The sequence below is a fragment of the Ammoniphilus soli genome (assembly GCF_040813775.1).
In genome coordinates this window covers 280748-300834 of sequence record NZ_JBEGDL010000003.1, presented here as the reverse complement: position 1 = coordinate 300834, position 20087 = coordinate 280748, and the positions used below count along the sequence as shown (strand labels likewise).

Sequence of the window (20087 nt, the reverse complement as noted above, 5' to 3'; positions counted from 1 at the left end):
ACTCACATGTATCTAAAAATATAAATATGAGCGAATACCCAAGGATAAATGAAAAGCCCTATAGAAAACTAATAAGAGTTTCCTATAGGGATAAATCTAGCAATCAAAATCAATTACGGAGTTCCAAGAAGCGCTCGAATGCAGCCAATAATGATTTGCTGCTGTTCTGGAGTTCCGAGAAGTACAGCTACAAGTAGGGCTACAAGCAATAGAAGCACAAGAACTACAGTTACAATATTCGGCATAGTATTTCCTCCTTTCTTGATGAAACAATAGTTAAGGGATCCCTTACAATAGTTACAATATGGAAAATAGAAAGACTTGCTCTAAACTCTTGTACTATTTTTCCGAAAAATGATAGGAATCCGCCAAAGTCTAGATTCATATAAAGAGGAAAAAGTACATACTTTTTGCTGGGAATTCCCAATCTCTATTAAATTTCACTTTATTCTATATTAATCTTTCAATTTCCGTATTTTACCATATCAAAATAGTTCTTGGGTCTAATACATCATTCTATTTCTTACATATAATTGGCTGCTATTCAAAAAAGCGTCGATTCGTCCAGCTTAGCGGAAGTCATCTATCTAATTTTGGATAAAGGCGTCGTTATTGATATTTGGGCATGTGTATCACTAGTAGGGATCAGGTTGATTGATATTGAAGCTCGTATTGTAATTGCAAGCGTTGATACGTGGCTAAAATATGCGTGCGAGGTTGGTCTGCTGAAAAAATCGGAAGAAGAAACACCATCAATATTAAGAAAAAAGCCAAGGCAATGAAATGCCTTGGCTTAAATTTCATTGCGTGAGAACAATCAAGCGATAAGGAGGAATAGCGTTTGCAGTCATACGATACAAAAAAGGTCGCACAACAAAACTTGTATATTGAGACCCCTTTTTTCAAAGACATTATCGAACGGTCGATTCGCTATCTGAATACCGGTTTCCCTATTCATTTTGTTGGGCCTACAGGAGTCGGAAAAACGAGTCTTGCCCTATTCATTGCTTATCAATTGAAACGTCCGGTTACCATTCTGCGTGGCCATCACGAGATGTCCAATTCTGATCTTTTAGGAGCATTTTCCGGTGTGACAAAAAAGGAGTTGGTGGAGAATTATATTCATTCTGTTTACAAGAAGGAACAGGAGATAAAGCCGGTTTGGGTCAATGGTAAATTAGCAGAGGCCGTGAAGAACGGCCATACTTTGGTTTTCGACGAGTTCACCCGTTCAAAACCGGAAACCAATAACATTTTTCTATCGGTTCTTTAAGAAAGAGTGCTTCCTCTATACGGCAACCCAAAGGAGTCGGCTATTCGTGTTCATCCCAATTTCTCCGTCATATTTACAAGTAACCCCGAAGAGTATGCAGGAGTTTTCAAAACGCAAGATGCACTACTCGACCGTTTGAGTACCATTGACCTGGATTACTATGATTTAGATACGGAGGTTCATATTATACGCCATAAGGCGGGGGTAAGTTTAGAGGAGGCCAGGGTTGTTGCCCGCTTGGTTTCCCGCATCCGTTCTTTTTGCATGCTGGAGAAGAAACAAGGTCCTAGTCTTCGGGCTTCCATTATGATTGCGAATATTGCGAAGAAGACAAAAGTACCAATCAATCCAATGGATAAACAATTTCAGTTGCTTTGCTTAGATGTGCTTTGGCTTCCTGTATATAGATGTGAACAAGAAATGGATAAACAAACGGTAAAGGAGTACATTCTTCAAGAGTTAAGTAAAATGGGGAAAGGTTGATGGGAATGAGTAACGCTTCTGGTGTCTATGTCTTTTGTGTCATCCGCGAAAAACAACCCCAGAAATTCGGTACAGTCATGATGAATGGAAGGGAAAGACCGATCTATACCCTTCATTATGAGAATGCGGCCATGGTGGTATGTCCGGTTGATGGAGAAGTTCTGCCGAATAGGGAAAACTTGTTTGCACACCAAAATATCGTATCTAAGGTCATTGAAAAATATTACTTAATTCCTATGAGTTTTGGTAATGTATTTCATACAGCAGAGGATGTTCTTTTTATTGCAGAACATCTTTATGATCAATTCGATTCGTTATTTCCTCAATTAGAAAACAAGATTGAAGTAAGATTGAAAGTAAACGGGAACCAGCAATGGCTGCAAAAAGAAATAGAGAAGGACCCTGTATTGCAGCGGTGGAAACAAGAGGCCAATAAAAAGTCAACTGCTGCTGCTTTTTATGATCGAATTACTGTAGGGGAAATGGCACAAAAGTTTTTTTTATCCCTTCAGCAAAAAATGGAAAGGGAGGTCTATTCACCTTTGTCAGAACTGACTGAATCATCAAAGTTGAACAAACCGATAACCGAAAAAATGCTACTCAATGCTACTTTCCTCGTTGATCGAAGAAATGAGTCGGGTTTTGACGCACAAAGGAGTTCCAACATTTAAGGGAATTAGCCAGGATGATAGTTACCTTATCACCTATAAAGAAATTACAGCCATTGCTTGTCGAGTGAACTCCGAGCATTTTTCACAAGAGAAAATCGATAGGAATCTAAAAGATCCTGAATGGCTAAAAGTGATGGCTTTGCATCATCATGAGGTGATCGAACGCATCCATAAACGTTTTACGGTTCTGCCTCTGTCATTTTGCACGATCTTTACCAATGAAGAGAATCTGAAAGAGATGCTCTCCAAGAACTACAGTAGGTTTTTAGAAAGATTAAATTATTTTTTTGATAAGCAGGAATGGAATCTTAAAGTATACTGTGATGTTCAATCTTTACGAGCTTTTGTAATCAAGAATAACCCTGCCGTCTTAGAGTTTCAAGAGAATTTGTCCCATATGTCATCAGGCAAGCAGTATATTATGCGAGAAAAAAACTTGATCATTTAATTTCAATGGAAGTGGAAAAGGAACAAATGAGGAGATGGGAGATTGTACACAAGAAATTGCATGATATAGGATCAGATTCGATGAAGAGGAAAAATTGGGGGAAAGAAGTTACGCAGCGAAAGGATGATATGCTCTTCAATTGTGATTACCTTGTGGATCGAAGTCATGTAGAAGCGTTCTTGGCATGTATTGGGGAATATGAACGGAGCTATAAGGATTTGGGATGGAACTTTCAGGTAACGGGTCCATGGCCGCCTTATCATTTTTCAAAAATGAGCAAGGAGAAATAAGATGAAGGAAGAGATAGATTTAAACAAGGAATTTACATTATTAGATCTCTTGGATGGGATCATTGATACGGGGGCCGTCGTGAGCGGGGAGCTGATCATTTCTGTCGCGGATATCGACCTCATATTAATTGATTTGAAATTGCTCATATCATCTATTGAAACAGCCTTTCGAAACGAAGTAAAGGGTAGGAGTGAATTTTTCTTATATGAAACAGATTCTACTAGAGCCTGACAGCGTAGAACAGGGGTTAGCTAAATTGGTTCTTACCATTATTGAACTTCTTAGACTAGCTTATGGAGCGGCAAGCCATGAGAAGAGTCGATCACGGATCACTGACTGACGAACAGATCGAACAATTAGGCTTGACTTTGATGAAATTAGAAGAAAAAATGGTGGAACTAAAGCTTATTGGCCTGGAAGAGGAAGAGTTAAATATCGAGTTAGGGCCATTGGGAAAGCTGCTTTAGTATTATAGGGAGTGATTAAAGCATGTCCATCCAACATTCATCACAATCGGGTAATATTCTTGACATATTGGAAAAAATTCTCGATAAAGGTGTAGTCATTGCAGGAGATATAAAAATTTCCTTAGCTGATGTTGATTTGCTTACCATTAGAATTCGTCTCCTCGTGGCGTCCGTAGATAAAGCAAAGGAAATTGGACTTAACTGGTGGGAGAGCGATCCTTATTTTTCTTCAAGAGCAAGTTATCTAGAAAAGGAAAATGCAAGACTAAACGAACAGATCAATAGATTAGAACACTTAATTGGAGAACAAAATCTTGGAAATCCCCTCATCCTTAAGCAAAGCACCGCACACAGCAAACTGCCAGAAGAGGAAGCAACATCATAAAACATTGATGATGAAGAAGCACTCTCTGAAACTACTACGACTAATGATCAACAATATCCCAAAACAACCTCAAATATTGTAATGCCACCTCGAACATTTTAATATTCAATTCATATATTTGCTTCTGCAGCGGCACAAATAGAACATCTATTTGCTTCAGTTAGGAAAGGATTTATTTATGCGAGCTTTGGATGCAGGAAAAGGTAAACCAATTTAAAAAGCTGTGGGAAAAGCTTGAATTTTTTCTTATCAAATGGAGTTTGAAGAAAGAAAATATCATCACGTCTTATATCAGAGATACAATAAACCAACAGGCTTTTAATTGTTGAAGAGAGCGGAGAAGTCATTCCATATGAACAAGCGAAACGCCAAGTGCCTTATATATGCTGCTTAGGAATCCTTAAAAGAAATTTTTAACTAAAAGACACTAACAAGCCAGTTAGTGTCTTTTTTGTATTCCTTTATACTGAGAATAAGTAAAAATAATAAAACTTATGTAAACTATATCTCACGATCTTAGAGCACAACGGGAAATAATGTGTGTAAATACAGGTATAGGGTATGTTTTATGTTCGGTTGTGGATAACTCCTCTGTTATGTGAATAATTAAAATTTTTAATAATAAAGGAGTTGTATATGAATTTGGGAAATATCGAACATAATACATGTATAGGGTATGTATTATGTTTGGTTGTGGATAACTGTTTTGTTCTGTGAATAATTAGAATTGTTAATAATCTTAAAGGAGTTGTGGATAACTTTATTCATCATTGCATATTTATGCAATGATGAAATGTTGTGAAATCCCATCTGTTACAAAAGGTTTAATAAGCTGTTACAATCATACAAAAAAAGAACTGTATTAGATTCTTTTTGCCTACTTTTAATTGATTTATTTATAAATGGAATTGTTGAGCTTGTCAAATAATGCGGTAAAGATATGGGTTTTTATTATCGAATGCTGAAATTTAATAGAAATGGTTTTAATACTACTTGAGATTGCGCTTAGGTAAGGGTAGGAGCGTGGAGATTCACTTTCATGTTTTAGCTCTAACGTCTCTGATTTCAGTTCATACAAAAAACACTTAAAGGGCGTCATCTATGTGTAGAAAAGGTATAATAAATTGGAAGAAGTAGACAATAAAATAGGTTACAATGCGTTATTATAGAAAATAGAAAACCAAAATATCATAGAATGCATATGATTTTTGTTTTTTGTAAAAGAAAAAACTAATACAAAAGCAGAAAAGGAGAAAAGGAGATACGATGACAAAGGAAAAAGAAAAAATAGGATGGAACTTTGACAACAGTTATGCCCGTCTGCCGGAATCATTTTTCTCCAGGCTCACCGCAACCCCTGTACGCTCACCGAAGTTGATTATTCTTAATGATCCGCTGGCAACATCCTTGGGATTGAACGTTGAGGCACTGCGAAGCGAAGATGGAGTAGCGGTGCTTGCTGGGAACCGGGTTCCTGAAGGCGCTTCGCCGCTTGCTCAAGCTTATGCGGGGCATCAATTTGGGCATTTTACGATGTTAGGGGACGGCAGGGCGCTGCTGATTGGCGAACAGATCACACCTTCAGGTGAACGGTTTGATATTCAGCTCAAGGGTCCAGGCAGAACGCCGTATTCCCGCGGAGGCGATGGTCGAGCGGCACTGGGACCGATGCTGCGTGAATACATCATCAGCGAAGCCATGCATGCGCTTGGCATTCCTACCACCCGTAGTCTGGCAGTGGTGACAACCGGTGAGTCAGTTTTTCGCGAAACCGAGCTGCCTGGTGCTATTCTTACCCGCGTAGCTGCCAGTCACCTGCGCGTCGGCACTTTTCAATACGTTGCAAATTGGGGCACTTTAGAAGATCTCAGGGGCCTGGCTGACTATACACTTCGACGCCATTTCCCAGACGTTGAATCGGATGAGAACCGATACCTCTCATTGCTTCAGGAGGTGATCAAGCGCCAGGCCTCGCTGATTGCGAAATGGCAGCTGGTGGGCTTTATTCACGGGGTGATGAACACGGACAACATGACTATCAGTGGAGAAACCATTGATTATGGTCCTTGCGCCTTCATGGATGCTTATGACCCGGCAACGGTATTCAGTTCCATTGACCGTCAAGGTCGCTATGCCTACGGGAATCAGCCTCCTATTGGCGGGTGGAATCTCGCGCGATTTGCTGAAAGCCTATTGCCGCTGCTTCATGACGATCAGGAGCAGGCTGTCCAATTGGCTCAGGATAAGATTTCAGATTTTATCCCGTTGTATCGCTCGAACTGGCTCGCGGGAATGAGAGCAAAACTGGGGATATTTAACGAGGAGAATGATGATGAATCCCTTATTGAAGACCTCCTCAGCATAATGAAGAAATATCGGGCGGACTATACCAATACCTTCCGCGCTTTAACTTTTGATCGGGCAGAGGATACGGTGCTGTTTGGCATCCCAGAATTTACTCAGTGGCAAGAGCGGTGGCAGGCGAGACTAGGCAGGCAGCAGGAATCGAAAGCCTCCTCCCATCAATTGATGCGGGACTCTAATCCTGCGGTCATCCCTCGCAACCACCGGGTAGAAGAGGCATTAGAAGCCGCAGTGAAAGAAGGAGACTACGGCGTGACGGAGCGGCTTCTCCGCGTTCTTTCAAGCCCTTATGCGCACTCCCCTGAACAGGCTGATTACTGTACACTTCCTGAGCCATCAACCCGTCCTTACCGAACCTTTTGCGGTACGTAATAGGATTGATTTCGGGCTTTTTCAACAGATGTTAACAAATTGAAAGAATTTTTCGATCAGTATCAGTGAAAAGGTTGGTATAATAAGGGTTAAAGGGAATGGAAAGTGGAGGAGAGGTTATGTTGGACTTCATCAAAAGGTGGTTTGGCTCCGCAAACCCCAAGCCTGCTTTAACGCAGAAAGAGTGGCCCGTGGAAGATATAACAATAGATCAAGTTCGGAAGGCGGCATCGGCTTTTGCTAAAGAAAAGCCACAAGGAGTGCCTTTGAGTGTATTGATTAAAGATGACCACGGGATTGAGTATTCCTTATTGCTGCCTTACTTAAAGGCCATACCTAGACAGTCCTATTATATGTCCAAGGAGACCTATGAAATCTTCGAAGATCAATCCTTCGCCCAAATGATTGATCATATTCAGCGGGCGGTTGATGATTATGTCGAAGCGGAAGGCAAGTTTCCTATTATGGACGGGAATCCTGAGATGAAGGTCAGCTATGCTAAGTTGCGGCCCTATCTTAAAGCTACCCCTGCCTTTGATACTTACCTGACAGCTGATGAAAATCTAATCACATGGCAGAAGCCTTTGCTTCAGTAATTGGTGCAGCATGAAGAAATGTGAGTCCTGCGGACGGAAAAAGGATAACCGTTCTTTTGCTAAAGTATTGGCTGTGGTCTTTGTATCCAAAAAAAAGTTACCCTTGATATGCAATACCTGCATGAAAAAGACTCATCCGGACACGTAGAACGGATGGGTCTTTCCTATTGTATAGGTTTGTATGATTTTACAAATCCTACCTATTGAATGAGTATTTCGTTTGGGAGGTAAACATGAGCCAACTCTATGATTTGATCATTATCGGAGCGGGAACGGTAGGGTTTGACGGCTTAAGGGAAGCTCGAGCACAAGGAGCCAAGGTATTGTTAGTGGAAAAGGAACGAGTCGGCGGAACTTGTTTGAATTGGGGATGAATGCCCAAAAAGGCCTTGGTAAGGTCTATGTCGATATGGAACGCAGTAAAAAGGGCTTCAGAGTTTGGCATCTTCCTGTCTGAGCACACCTTGAATTGGTCACATGTTGTAAAGCGAAAAAACGAGATTATTGGTAAATTCGTTGGGGGGAAAGGCCCCTATCTCGAAAAAATGGGCGTCGATCTGGTCATGGGGGAGGCGAAGTTTGTATCGCCTCAAGAAATTCAAGTCGGTAACGAGCGTTATCAAGCGGAGCGTTTCCTGATTGGAGTGGGGTCAGAATCCGTGATTCCTCCCATTGAAGGCGCTGAATATGGCATCACAAGCAAAGAACTGCTGTTTATGGAGGAATTGCCCAAGAGTATGGTCGTTGTAGGTGGAGGAATCATTGGTATGGAGTTTGGTCACGTTTTTGCCAGTGCGGGGACCAAGGTAACCCTTCTGCAGCGATCAAATCGCGTACTCACTACTGAAGATGTGGGAAGTTCACAAGTTATTCAAGAAATTTCTCGCAAGATGGGGATGAACATTCAATTAAATTGCCAAGTGAAGAAAATAACGGCAGAAGGGCAACAAAAGAGTGTACACATCAGCTCTCCTGAAGGGGATCGTATTGTAGAGGCGGATGTGGTGCTGTTGGCAACCGGGAGGAAACCCGCTCTGGAGGGCCTGAATTTGCAAGCAGCGGGGATTGAGTATACCGCACGAGGAATTCAGGTCAATGATTACCTGCAGACGACAGCGGAACGAATTTATGCAGCCGGAGACTCCATTGGGGGCTATATGTTTACTCCGATTGCTGCCCAGCAAGCGAAAATTGCCGTACGTAATGCCCTCAAGGGTAATCATCAAAAGCCAGATTACACCCATATGACTCGTGCTATCTTTACTTCGCCCCCCATCGGAAGCGTTGGTTTGACTGAAGAAGAGGCCGTGAAGAAGGGAATGAATATCGCCGTAGGGAAACTTCCTTATGCTCATTCCGGGACTGCCATTCTACTTGGCGAAACAGAAGGCCATTTTAAGGTGATCGTTGAAAAAAGCACGCGTCAGATCGTTGGAGCTCACTTTGTCGGTCAGGATGCAGATGAATTGATTCACTTGATTACGGTGGCGATGAAAGGGAAGCTTACGATTGATGATTTTGTAGATGTTATTCCTGTCCATCCGACTTTGGCAGAATCATTAATTGAAGCCATTCGGGCAATAGAGTAACACAAAAAGGCGATTCAACTTGAATCGCCTATTGGACTTTTTTGCACTGGAATTCAGCATGAGGCAAGCCGTCATAATGGCTTGTTTAGGGGAAGGGGAGAGTTTCGTATAATTTTTTCTGTTAACAGTTGATATTTTAATATACAATATAGAATAAAAAATATAAATGACCTTTTTGATCATTTAGTTTGCTTGTGAAGGAGTGAAGACCATGCCGATAAAAATTCCAGACCATCTTCCTGCAATGGAAATTTTGAATAACGAAAATATCTTTGTCATGTCTGAGAGCAGAGCTTATATTCAGGACATTCGTCCTCTAAGGATCGTGATCTTGAATCTGATGCCGACGAAAGAGACTACGGAAACCCAAATCCTTCGCCTGCTCGGGAACACTCCGCTTCAGGTCGAAATCGACTTGATCCATCCGAAAACGCATATTTCGAAAAATACTTCCGCAGCGCATTTGGAGTCTTTTTATAAAACATTTGATGACATTAAGGATCAATGTTATGACGGAATGATCATAACGGGAGCCCCTATTGAGCTGTTAGATTTTGAGGATGTCACTTATTGGGAAGAATTAAAGGAGATTATGGACTGGAAGTTGGAATCCGTAACTTCGACCCTCCACATCTGTTGGGGAGCGCAGGCTGGCTTGTATTATCATTATGGAGTGCCAAAGTATGCTCTTCCGGAAAAAGTGTTTGGTGTTTTCCCTCATACAATAGCAAAGAAAAACACCAAGCTCTTGCGAGGCTTTGATGATGTGTACTATGTACCTCAATCGCGCCATACGGAGATTAGACGGGAAGATGTAGAGAAGGTGCCGGAGCTTGAGATCCTTTCGGAATCGGAAGAATCCGGACTCTATATTGTTGCCTCAAAAGACGGAAGGCAAATCTTTGTGACGGGGCACTCAGAGTATGACCCGTTAACCTTAAAGAGCGAATATGACCGAGATGTTCAGCAGGGTCTTCCTATCGCTGTACCTAGAAATTACTTTCCAGGGGATGATCCGAGTAAAACTCCTATCCAAACCTGGAGATCCCATGGAAACTTATTATTCAGCAATTGGCTGAACTATTACGTGTACCAGGAAACCCCTTACGAATTGCCTAGAAGAGCAGTGAAGCAAGAAAGGTAAAAATCAAGGACACCAACTTAAACGTCGGTGTCCTCCATAGCCACATACACCGGGCTGCCGGTGATGTTCTTTACCCGAAGCTTATATTGTTCCGGAGCAGTCTCTACCCATTCATGGTGAACATAACTGGCAGGATCGAGGGTGTCCGATTGTTCTTGAGATAATTTCACCCTGAGATGGAATACCTCATCCCCTGCTATTTCATCGCCAAATTCGACTTCTTGGTCTGGCAATAACTGTTTAAATTGAGACGGGTTCATTTTCCCACTCCTTTCTAAGGTAAAGGATTCTATATCTAGTTTTCCAAGCCATGGGATCAATTAAACCATCATAAAGAAAAACGCGACACTAATCGTCGCGTTTTTCTTTTCCTCGCTTCTTTTCTTTTTCTCTTTCTTTCTCTTTCCTTTCCTTTTTCTCAAGAGACTTCCCTTTTCCTTGATTTGATTTAAACGAAGCGTTCCTCTCCACAGGTGTGGGCTTCTTCCAGACCGGAGGCGGAGGAAAAGCTTCGGCGGACAATCCCTGATGAGCTTGCTGCATGATTTCCTTCCAGATCAACGCGGAGTATTTCCCGCCGTCACTTGGAAGATAGTGCTTAGTATCGGTTGTGTCGTAACCTACCCAAACGGCAGCGGATAATTGAGGGGTGTATCCTACAAACCATGAATCCGTAAGACCATTTCTACTTGCGGCTAGGGAAGGCGCCAATTGAGTGGTCCCCGTCTTGCCCGCAGCTGGACGGTTTAGGACAGCGCGCGTTCCTGTACCTTGCTGCAAAACCCCCTGAAGAACGTGGGTCATGAGTCGGGCGGTTTCTTTTTTCATTACTTGATATGGGGCTCCTGTCCAAGAGGCAATCTCTTGATCATCTGCATCACGGATGGCGCGAATGGCATGGGCTTCATGCAGGAGACCATCGTTGGCAAAAGCAGCGTAGGCCTGGGCCATGTGCAGCGGGGAAACCCCTTGCTTCATGCCCCCTAGCGCTATAGGAAGCACCCGGTCATCTTGGTGAAACGGGATGCCAAGCTTTTTGGCAAAGTCCATCCCGTAGTCGATCCCCATTTCATGGAGCAGCCAAACCGCAGGTATATTCCAAGATTTGTTTACCGCTTCTTGCAAAGTGACCTCTCCCCGGTATCCGCGATCCCAGTTCTGAGGCTGATAGCCGGCGATATTCAGCGGTTGATCATAGAGTAAGGAGTCAGGTGTATAGCCTTTTTCTAAGGCTGGACCATAAACGACAACGGGCTTAATGGAGGAACCTGGCTGTCGTCGGAGATCCGTCGCCCGGTTAAATCCTAAATAAGGAATTTCTCCCCGCCCTCCCATAAGGGCTTGAATCTCGCCGTTGCTGACATCTAAGATAGCTGCTCCGCTTTGAGCTGGAATTTTATCTGGACTCGCTGGGAATAAGGCTTGATTACCATAGATTTTCTCAGTGGCCTCTTGCAGCTTCCGATCCATGGAAGTGTAAATTTTTAATCCCCCAGTCCAGACGTCGTCCTCCGAAATGTTATATTTCTGCTTGAGCTCCCGAATCACATGGTAAACATAAGAAGGATATTTCAGTTCCTGCTTAATATCGTGCTTGGTTTCGGGCAGGGGAACTTCCGAGGCTTCTATCCGTTCCTTCTCTGTTATATATCCGTTTTCCACCATAAGGTGAAGAACGAGATTTCGTCTCTCCAAAGCGCGTTTGGCATCTTTAAAAGGAGAGTAGTGGGAAGGGGCTTTAGGAATGGCTGCCAGCATGGCGCTCTCTGCAAGGGTAAGGTCCTTAGCATCTTTCCCGAAATAGATTTGAGCTGCCCGTTGAACCCCCCAGGCGCCTTCTCCAAAGTTAATGGTATTTAAGTATAAGGTAATAATCTGGTCCTTGGAATAAGTTCGTTCGACTTGTACGGCGGCAAAGGCCTCTTGAATCTTGCGATCCATGGTCCTTTCGGATGATAAGAAGGCATTCTTCACTAGTTGCTGGGTCAGGCTGCTGCCCCCCTCGACGACTTGCCCCGCTCGAAAGTTAACCCATCCTGCCCGAAGAATCCCAATCCAATCGATGCCAACGTGGTCATAAAAGCGGCGGTCTTCGGTGGCCACGACGGCTTGGATTAATGTGGCGGGAATCTGGTCAAAGGTGATAGGCTCGTTCTTCGACATGCTAAGTTCAGCGATCAGCTGATTCTGTTTATCGAATATCAAGGTGGGCGGGACAGGTTCGTTGGAAAGCTGCTGTATATCCAATTGCTCGACAGTCTGATATACATAGGCTCCTGCGGCCCCTGCTGTGGCAACAGACAGCGTCATAAGGACTAGAAGAACGCCAGTTAGCCATCTTTTTTTCATGTCTATTCCTCTTTCTGGGTAGTCAGTTTCTCCTAAATTAATTCGCAATCTATTTTCCCGTTTTGTGGGTCTTTGGCATTTTCAAAATAAAAAAGAGAGGAAGACCTCTCTTTTCAAGCTTCTATGGAGTTTTCTTATCTTTATTGCTCAATATTAAATTTCCTTAAGGCAGAGCCGATATCGTCCAACTGTTTGGAAAGCGGGCTGTTAGGAAGGCTATCTAGTACCTTCTTCCCGTAGCGCTTTGTATTAATGCGCGAATCGAGGATAACGACCACGCCTTTATCGGATTTTGTCCGAATCAAGCGTCCAAATCCTTGTTTCAGGCGCAGAATGGAAAAGGGAAGGGTATATTCCTCAAAGGAGCTTTTGCCTAGGGATTCTAAACGGTCGGTCCTGGCTTTCGTAATCGGGTCGGTCGGGACAGGGAAGGGGAGTTTACTGATCACGACACAAATCAGGTCATGGCCGGGAACATCGACCCCTTCCCAAAACGATTCGCAGCCGAACAGCACGGTATTGGAGCTGTTCTTGAAATCTTTCAAAAGTTGCTCACGAGATACCCCGGATTCATGCAAAAGCCCCTTCATTCCTTCTTTCTTCATCCAAGGGGATAACTCTTGATAAACACGATTCATCTGCTGGTAGGAGGTAAACAAAAGGAAAGTTCTTCCTTTCGTTTGCATCAGGATTTCCTTCATGGCTGCCATCACAAAAGAATCAAAGGATCGATGGGTTGGCTCTGGTACGTTTTCCGGAACAATGAGCAATGATTGTTCGTCATAATTAAACGGGCTTGGGGCCTCAAAAGTACCGTATTCATCAATCCCTAGCCGCTGGGCAACAAAGCCGAAATTGCCCTGGGTGGTTAAGGTTGCTGAGGTTAGCAGAACCGTCTTTTTTTGGAACAGCTCTTCCCGCAAAATCTCCGCAATCTCAATAGGCGCTGAATTTAAGGTTAGGCAATGGGCCCAGTAGAGATCATCCTTGACGATTTGATCTTTCTTGGGGGGAGTGTATTCTACCCAAGTGGCCCAAGCCGCAGATTTCAGACGCAACAGAACATGGCGAAGCATCAGATCCATCGCTGTTAAATGGTTGATATAGCGCCCTAGTCCCGCTGTGGTTTCGTTTTCCCCATGCTCCAATTCCATAAAGTTCTTTTTATCCAAGATGAGCTGGGTAACTTCCTTGAAGAATTCTTCGAACGGATAATGCTCCAGGATGGGACGCTGGAGCAAGTATTGCGTTCGGTCCCGAGTAGCCAAATTTTTACCTAACGGGGCGAACAGCTCCACGAGGTTGGCATAAAACTGCGTGTATTTGGCTTCCACGGTGGCTTTTAATTCTTGATCTTCCACGGATCTGGCCCAGTGAGTTCGCCCTCTCGTAAACCGATAAAAAAGATTGGTCAAAAGATCCAGGTTGACGGTATATTGAAACTGCTTGGTCACCTGATCCTCTATCCGGTGAGCTTCATCCATGATTACACAGTCATAGTCCGGTAATATGCTTGCTCCTTGGCTGCGCAGAACCAGGTCCGTAAAAAACAAAGCATGATTGGCTACGATCACTTGGGCTTTTTGCAGCTTTCGCCTAGCCTGCTGGATAAAGCAGGTATCATGAAAGGGACTTTCTTTTCCCATGCAGTCATCGGCATCGCCCCTTATTTCATCAAAAAACGCTCCTGGCAGGGAGAAGGTTATATCATCCTTGTCTCCGTTTCTCATGTTGCCTAACTGCTGTTGGACTTGATTGGCCAGCGTCGCATAAGGTGTCTCCTTCATGAGAGAGGAGGAGATATATTGATCGAGCTTTCGCTTGCATATATAATTTCCTCGGCCTTTGGCCAATTCATATCGGAAGGTCTCGCCCCATTCGGAATCGATGTCAGCTAGGATCGATTTTACTAAGGGGAGTTCTTTTTGCAGTAATTGATTCTGCAGGGTGATGGTGTTCGTGGAGATGATCACCCGCTTTTCTTCCTTCATGGCCCAATAGGCCGCAGGCAGAGCATAGCCGAAGGATTTTCCGGTTCCGGTTCCGGCTTCAATCAGACCATGCTGACTAGCGGATAGAGATTCCCATACCTTCTTGGCCATACGGAATTGAGCTTTGCGCGGTTGGTAAGGATTGAGTCGTTTCGATAAAAGTCCATCTCTTTTAAAGATGTCATAAAGAAAAGTGGTCATGGGTTCTTCCCTGCTTTGCGTTTGACGTACATTACTATAATATAACGCGGTTAGGTCCCGATGGTCTAGTTCGTATTTGCAATTCGGCGTGGGGAAGATTACCATAGACATGAATCATATATAAACCTGAAGGAGTTACGTTTATGGAATGGGAGATCTATCATATTAGCCAACAAACCGAAATCGAGTATAACGAAGCGGAGGAGGAAGCTGTTCTGCGTTGCTATGTTCCTCAGGCTGCAGAGCATTTTAAAAAGCTGCTCGATGGGGCGACGCAAGCAACCCTAGATTTTGACGGTGGAGAACTGGAAGGAAAGTCCGTTATAGGGTTCCGGCTCCGGAATGCCAATGGCGAATTTTATATAGCATTGCATAAGAAAGATTGGAACCAGCTGCTGGAACAGCCGGATGAAGTCGTCTTTCAATTTGGAGAAGGGGAAAAGGGACAATTCTCATCCACCTTTTATAATAGCATGTTTGAGCAGTTTCTTGATCGGATCATCGATCGTTACAATGCTGGGGAGAAAAGCCCGTTTATTGAGGATATCGTAGAAATGTTCGGGGAAGAAGACTAAAAGAAGTTTAAAGGCTTAAGGGGGAAATATAGACTGTCGATTAATAGTTCTTTTGAGATGAATATTGTAGAAGGCAGGTTTCAGATAATAGGAGAAAGTCCGACTATTTTTAAAGATGGGGAATTTTTTGCTATAATAAGCGGAGTAATTCCGGTTATCTCTCTGAAAACACGGAAGAAAAACATGATTTTGAGGTTTAGCCGGAAAAACTCCCGTTATCATCCAGCCACCTGTAAATTTAACCTACAGTTAATCGACAGTCTCAAATATTCCCTTATCTTGAAATTGATAGGGTAGTGTCTATTTTTTAGAGTTATAACGGGAGAAAGCATGGGAACAACCGGACTTTCTCCTGCTATTCATCATTCAGATCTCTCCTTTATCCAAACCACTGAACTAAACTCACCATAATCAGTAGTCCAATGATAAAAGAAAAGGTAGCGCCTTTTTCATGACCGTCCCCATGACTCTCTGGAATCAATTCTTTATACACGATGAAGAGCATTGCTCCTGCAGCAAAGGAGAGGCCATACGGCACTAGGCCGGATACGTATGTCGTAAGATGATATCCGATTATAGCGGTTACGATCTCGACCGCACCTGTAAGAGAAGCCAGGGCAAAAGCCTTCCAGCGCCCTACGCGCTGGTTAATGAGGAATAGCGCGATAAGGAAGCCTTCGGGTGCATTCTGAATGCCGATAGCAAACGCGATCAGTCCACCCAATTCTCCGTGCCCGCTCGCATAGCTTACCCCGACGGATAACCCTTCCGGCAGGTTATGCAGCGTAATCGCGGAGAGAATTAAAAAAGCTTTCTGATCAATTGCAAGATTAAATCGAGTATGCTCAAGATCAATATGAGGGACGTACTGTTCGAGAATCGTTAAAGATATGGTTCCTAATAATACGCCAAAGCAGAGAACGAACAAGTTTGAAAGAGCCAGGGCTTCTGGGATGAGACTGAATGTTGAGGCAGCCACCATCACGCCAGCAGTTAAGGCCAAGAGAATGTCTCGCCACCGGTGGGTGACTTCCTTGAAAAAAAGTATGGGCAGGGCTCCGACCCCTGTTGATAGCGCGGATAAAATACTTCCGATATAAACATCCATGATGTTCCCTCCACGAAACTTGTAAACTGCTTATACGTATAACTATAAAAATAAGTATATTATGGGAATAAAGGAGACGTTAGGAGTGAAAAAAATTCTTTTTAGCGGGTTGATGGTTACTATTCCGCTCGGCATTACCTTCTATGTGCTTTATTTGATTTATAATTGGCTGCATTCTTTGTCTGCGTTCATTCCCCTCCCGGAGTTTCCCGGCTCAGGTGTGATTTATATCTTCCTGATTATCTCTCTAATTGGCTTTGTTAGTCAATGGTGGGTCGGAAAAAAAGGGATTGCTCTTATGGAAGCTGTTATAACGAAGTTTCCCGGAGTGAAGACCCTTTACCTGATGACGAAGGAAACTCTTGCATCCCTTGCAGGAGAGAAGCGGGCATTTTCTCAAGTCGTCTTGTATAAGGAGCAAGAGGATGTAATGAGAATCGGATTTTTGACCACCTATGATGTGCAGCAGTTTCAATTGGGGCCCGAGTTTGTTTCGGTTTATTTTCCGCATGGGCTGCAAGTATCTGGGGAGATCCGCCTTTTGCCGAAAGACCGGCTCGTATTCGTCGATACGCCCGTACAAGAGGCTCTGCAATTTTGTGTGAGTGCAGGGGTCGCTTCGAAGAAAAGGGAGATCCAATAAGAACGTTTGTACTGTATCTTCCCTCTGTTCGGTGTATAATAGAGGAGAAGTTGGAGGGATCACGGTGCATAAACGAGAAATAGATTTTGACCCAGCGAAGCTGCAAGCTCTAGCTGACAAGTTATCTGAGCATTTTTGGCAGGAAAAAATCCGCATTCCCGTGATCTGGAACGGGAGACTGACACGAGCCATGGGGCGCTTTGTCTTTCGGCAACAAGGCAAGAAGCGCGAACCGCTGAAGATTGAGATGAGCAAATATGCGGCTCAGTTTATTGATCGGGAGATTTTCATTGCTGTGTTGCTCCATGAGATGTGCCATTATCATCTTTTTATTCAGAACAAACCATACCAGGATCATCACCCGGTTTTTGAACAAGAGCTGAGGAGGGTAGGGGCCATTTCGACGAACACAGTGAGGTTGCCCATGAAGGTCTACAAGCTGACCTGCCAGAAGTGTAAGAAACCCCTAGGGATGATGAAACGATTCAATCCAGACCGTTACCGGAGTGGCTGCTGTCAGGCCCCGATAGAAAGAGAAGAAGAATTTGCAGGGTCTTTCCAATATAACGGAAAGATTCTCAAACATAGCAAAGTAAGAATAATTTTGTCATAAATTGCGTTAAACATCCTTGCAACCTTTCGGTTGAAGGCCTCGTCTAACCAGGTAAGAAGAACATTTTACCTGGAAAGGGAATGATTACGATGAGAGGCTTTCATAAGAAAGGTTTTCCTATCTTACTAGCGAGTACGCTTATGTTTACAAGCGGCGTTATTCCGGCATTTGCTAATGAGCCCGCGATGATGAAAGCTGCACCAGTCCCTGCAGTGCAGGAGACGAAAGCCATGGAAGCGGCAAAGATTTCTAAAGATCAGGCACTGGAAATTGCCAAAAAGGCTATTCCTCTTCCTAAGGGGTTCGTTCAAAGAAACATCGAATTCCAATCCAACTGGTGGGGAAACCAAACCGCGGCTTGGATCGTTTATTGGGATAAGCAAACGCCTCCAAATTACGGGCATGCCCAGATTGTAGTCGATGCCAATACGGGCGATTTGCTTAATATTGAACTGTACGATAGCGAGAACACAAAATCAACTTATCCTCCGAAGGTGGATCTAGGCAAGGCTAAAGATATAGCATTGGAATTTATTCAAAAGAACTTCCCGGAGAAAGCAAAGGAAATTGTATATGATGATCGCTATGAGCAATCCGCAAAGCCGCCTCTGAATGGGTTTGTGGAATATCCTATCATCTATAAGAGGCAAGTGAATGGCCTGCCGTTTGAAAATAACGAAATAAGAGTCAATGTAAATGGGGATGGGAAGATCACAAATATCGGGTATCGTTGGAACGAAGATATTCAATTTCCTTCAATTGCCAAAGTAATCTCAAAAGAGCAAGCCCTGAAGGTTTATCAGAATAATGTCAATCTTTCCTTAAAACATCTACCGTTATGGGGACCGGGCCAAGTGAAAAATACAAAGCTTGGATATATGCCTCAAAATGCCAACTACCATTATGAGCCCCTATATATTCGAGCGACCGATGGAACTTTAGTTACACTTTGGGGAGATCCTATCACAGAAGGTGAATCTGGACGAGTTGCAGTCTCAGATAAAAAACTTGGTGAATTAAATCACGGGAAGATTTCGCAAGAAAAGGCACTTGAGATCTTAAAGACTCACTTTGAGCTGCCGAAGGATGCCAACATGATTCGTTCCTCATTTCGAGAACAATGGGGAGAGACGCAAACTTCAGTATGGGAGTTCAATTGGGAGACTAAAAATGAAGGAATGATTGCGGGATGGTCGATGGCTGCAGTGGACGCGAAGACAGGTCGGGTATTAAACTTTTCAAATGAAAAGCATGTCTATATGGACCAAGAGGGATCCCCAAAGCCTGCCATGAAGGTTAGTAAAGAAGAGGCCGAAAAGAAGGCTATTAATCTGATGAAAGCTTTGCATCCAGACATAGCCCACCAGCTCTATCTTTTAAAGTTGCCGGCCATGCCCTATGAAGAGGTGAATGGACGCTACCATTCTTTTACGTTTATGAGAGAAGTGAATGGCGTTTCTCTCGAGCATGGAGGAATCCAGGTCAATATAGACGCCCTTACCGGTTCTGTCAATAACTATTGGTTTAATGCGGACAATTTAAGTCTTCCTGAAACAACAAAGAAAGTAATCAGTGCGAGTGAAGCGTTGAATGCCTATGTTTCTCGCTTGGAAATCCCATTGGTCTATGTTCTTCCAAATGAGAGGCCGATAACCAAATTAGGGGAGTCTAGGCCAAATAAGGAAGCGATGCTCGTTTATCAGCCCCGGGTCAAGGACTTCGGCGAACCGGTGTTCCTTGACGCGGAAACCGGAAGCTGGACCAATCGGGAGACCGGGAAACGCATCGTTGAATCAGGGTCGGTTAATGATATTCAAGGACATTGGGCAGAGAAGGAACTGCGATTGCTTTTGAGATATAACGTTTTCGATGCGGTCGATCAACAAATCAAGCCGGATGAAGAGATATCTCGCGGTGAGATGATTAAGATGCTTGTCTTGTTGGAAAACAATGGATACCCGGTTTGGTATGACCAAGCTCGCCCTTCTACTTTCTCGGACGTGAAAAAAGAATCTCCTTATTTTGCTTATATAGAAAGTGCAGTTGATCGAAATTGGATTGATCGTAACCAAGAAGAATTAAACCCTGATGAAAAAATCAACCGTGAAGAGGTTGCAACCATGATCATTCGCGCCTTGGGATTTGAGAACTTGGCGAAGATGGATGATTTATTTAAAAATGACTTAAAAGATGCGGAAAATATCAAGGCTAAGGGCGCAGCCATTCTTGTTACGAAGCTAGGCATCATGGAAACTGAGGATGGGAAATTCAATCCCCAAGGAAAGGTCACTCGCGCCGAGGCAGCCGTCGCTTTTTCCCGGTATTTAAGCAAAAGAAACGAATTAAGATACTAACCAAATTGAAGCAACCGCATAGAATGGTATCAGGGAGTAAGTACAGAATGAAGATTCTAACTCCTGCAGAAGTCCATTAAATGAAGGGTGTTTGAGAGTGGTGAAAAACGCGTCTTTAAGGCCATATCTGTTAGACCAGTTTAGGGCTGAGGAAGCTTCGTTGTCCGCTT

Annotated in this window: 22 protein-coding genes and 1 pseudogene; 18 read left to right on the top strand and 5 right to left on the bottom strand. The window is 43.5% G+C overall.

Going from position 1 to position 20087, the window contains the following annotated elements:
• Window positions 1–113: 113 nt before the first annotated feature.
• The gene (locus ABLT31_RS09120) at window positions 114–245 is read right to left on the bottom strand and encodes a hypothetical protein (RefSeq protein WP_367750909.1); all 132 of its coding nucleotides are present in this window, start codon (window positions 243–245) and stop codon (window positions 114–116) included.
• Window positions 246–533: 288 nt separating this feature from the next.
• Between ABLT31_RS09120 and gvpA the strand changes: the two genes are divergently transcribed.
• The 14 genes and pseudogenes from gvpA (at window position 534) to metA (ending at window position 10083) form a co-directional block, all read left to right on the top strand.
• On the top strand, window positions 534–782 hold the full coding sequence (gene gvpA, locus ABLT31_RS09115; protein ID WP_367750907.1) for a gas vesicle structural protein GvpA: 249 nt from the start codon (window positions 534–536) through the stop codon (window positions 780–782).
• 59 nt (window positions 783–841) lie between these two features.
• Window positions 842–1273 carry an AAA family ATPase gene (locus ABLT31_RS09110; protein ID WP_367750905.1) on the top strand — a complete coding sequence of 144 codons (432 nt, stop codon included), beginning with the start codon at window positions 842–844 and terminating at the stop codon, window positions 1271–1273.
• A gap of 135 nt (window positions 1274–1408) precedes the next feature.
• Complete coding sequence (locus ABLT31_RS09105; RefSeq protein ID WP_367750903.1) at window positions 1409–1756, top strand: hypothetical protein; 348 nt, start codon at window positions 1409–1411, stop codon at window positions 1754–1756.
• Window positions 1757–1761: 5 nt separating this feature from the next.
• A complete protein-coding gene (locus ABLT31_RS09100) occupies window positions 1762–2427 on the top strand; it encodes a GvpL/GvpF family gas vesicle protein (protein ID WP_367750901.1) in 666 nt (221 codons plus the stop codon).
• The gene (locus ABLT31_RS09095; RefSeq protein WP_367750899.1) at window positions 2399–2875 is read left to right on the top strand and encodes a GvpL/GvpF family gas vesicle protein; all 477 of its coding nucleotides are present in this window, start codon (window positions 2399–2401) and stop codon (window positions 2873–2875) included. Before ABLT31_RS09100 ends, ABLT31_RS09095 begins: the two co-directional genes overlap by 29 nt.
• Window positions 2876–2880: 5 nt before the next feature.
• On the top strand, window positions 2881–3165 hold the full coding sequence (locus tag ABLT31_RS09090; RefSeq protein ID WP_367750897.1) for a GvpL/GvpF family gas vesicle protein: 285 nt from the start codon (window positions 2881–2883) through the stop codon (window positions 3163–3165).
• Between the two features lies 1 nt (window position 3166).
• Window positions 3167–3397 carry a gas vesicle protein GvpJ gene (gvpJ, locus tag ABLT31_RS09085; RefSeq protein ID WP_367750895.1) on the top strand — a complete coding sequence of 77 codons (231 nt, stop codon included), beginning with the start codon at window positions 3167–3169 and terminating at the stop codon, window positions 3395–3397.
• Window positions 3372–3633, top strand: a pseudogene (locus ABLT31_RS09080) (gas vesicle protein K). Before gvpJ (ABLT31_RS09085) ends, ABLT31_RS09080 begins: the two are co-directional and overlap by 26 nt.
• 22 nt (window positions 3634–3655) lie before the next feature.
• Window positions 3656–4018 (top strand): gas vesicle protein GvpJ, encoded by a 363-nt coding sequence (gene gvpJ / locus ABLT31_RS09075; protein ID WP_367750893.1) that lies wholly within the window; start codon window positions 3656–3658, stop codon window positions 4016–4018.
• A 1266-nt stretch (window positions 4019–5284) separates the two neighbouring features.
• Window positions 5285–6754 carry a protein adenylyltransferase SelO gene (locus tag ABLT31_RS09070; RefSeq protein WP_367750891.1) on the top strand — a complete coding sequence of 490 codons (1470 nt, stop codon included), beginning with the start codon at window positions 5285–5287 and terminating at the stop codon, window positions 6752–6754.
• 119 nt (window positions 6755–6873) lie between these two features.
• Window positions 6874–7350, top strand: coding sequence for a DUF3939 domain-containing protein (locus ABLT31_RS09065; RefSeq protein ID WP_367750889.1), 477 nt, complete (start codon window positions 6874–6876; stop codon window positions 7348–7350).
• A gap of 233 nt (window positions 7351–7583) precedes the next feature.
• On the top strand, window positions 7584–7724 hold the full coding sequence (locus tag ABLT31_RS09060; protein ID WP_367750887.1) for a hypothetical protein: 141 nt from the start codon (window positions 7584–7586) through the stop codon (window positions 7722–7724).
• A gap of 27 nt (window positions 7725–7751) precedes the next feature.
• A complete protein-coding gene (locus ABLT31_RS09055; protein WP_367750885.1) occupies window positions 7752–8939 on the top strand; it encodes a dihydrolipoyl dehydrogenase family protein in 1188 nt (395 codons plus the stop codon).
• A 211-nt stretch (window positions 8940–9150) separates the two neighbouring features.
• A complete protein-coding gene (metA, locus tag ABLT31_RS09050) occupies window positions 9151–10083 on the top strand; it encodes a homoserine O-acetyltransferase MetA (protein ID WP_367750883.1) in 933 nt (310 codons plus the stop codon).
• A gap of 17 nt (window positions 10084–10100) precedes the next feature.
• Here metA and ABLT31_RS09045 read toward each other — a convergent pair whose 3' ends face one another.
• From ABLT31_RS09045 to ABLT31_RS09035, 3 genes are all read right to left on the bottom strand, one after another.
• Complete coding sequence (locus ABLT31_RS09045; protein WP_367750881.1) at window positions 10101–10343, bottom strand: hypothetical protein; 243 nt, start codon at window positions 10341–10343, stop codon at window positions 10101–10103.
• An 88-nt stretch (window positions 10344–10431) separates the two neighbouring features.
• Window positions 10432–12432, bottom strand: coding sequence for a transglycosylase domain-containing protein (locus ABLT31_RS09040; protein WP_367750879.1), 2001 nt, complete (start codon window positions 12430–12432; stop codon window positions 10432–10434).
• Window positions 12433–12572: 140 nt separating this feature from the next.
• On the bottom strand, window positions 12573–14735 hold the full coding sequence (locus tag ABLT31_RS09035; protein WP_367750877.1) for an ATP-dependent DNA helicase: 2163 nt from the start codon (window positions 14733–14735) through the stop codon (window positions 12573–12575).
• 32 nt (window positions 14736–14767) lie between these two features.
• On the opposite strand from ABLT31_RS09035, the gene ABLT31_RS09030 reads away from it, so the two are divergent.
• Window positions 14768–15199: a hypothetical protein gene (locus ABLT31_RS09030; protein WP_367750875.1), complete on the top strand. Its 432-nt coding sequence runs from the start codon at window positions 14768–14770 to the stop codon at window positions 15197–15199.
• Between the two features lie 379 nt (window positions 15200–15578).
• On the opposite strand, the gene ABLT31_RS09025 is transcribed toward ABLT31_RS09030, so the two are convergent.
• Window positions 15579–16310: a ZIP family metal transporter gene (locus ABLT31_RS09025; protein ID WP_367751362.1), complete on the bottom strand. Its 732-nt coding sequence runs from the start codon at window positions 16308–16310 to the stop codon at window positions 15579–15581.
• Window positions 16311–16392: 82 nt separating this feature from the next.
• On the opposite strand from ABLT31_RS09025, the gene ABLT31_RS09020 reads away from it, so the two are divergent.
• The 3 genes from ABLT31_RS09020 to ABLT31_RS09010 all read left to right on the top strand — a co-directional run bounded on the left by ABLT31_RS09020 (window position 16393) and on the right by ABLT31_RS09010 (window position 19917).
• Window positions 16393–16950 carry a DUF502 domain-containing protein gene (locus ABLT31_RS09020; RefSeq protein WP_367750872.1) on the top strand — a complete coding sequence of 186 codons (558 nt, stop codon included), beginning with the start codon at window positions 16393–16395 and terminating at the stop codon, window positions 16948–16950.
• Window positions 16951–17014: 64 nt separating this feature from the next.
• A complete protein-coding gene (locus ABLT31_RS09015) occupies window positions 17015–17563 on the top strand; it encodes a SprT-like domain-containing protein (protein WP_367750870.1) in 549 nt (182 codons plus the stop codon).
• Window positions 17564–17643: 80 nt separating this feature from the next.
• Window positions 17644–19917 carry a YcdB/YcdC domain-containing protein gene (locus ABLT31_RS09010; RefSeq protein WP_367750868.1) on the top strand — a complete coding sequence of 758 codons (2274 nt, stop codon included), beginning with the start codon at window positions 17644–17646 and terminating at the stop codon, window positions 19915–19917.
• Window positions 19918–20087 lie beyond the last annotated feature (170 nt).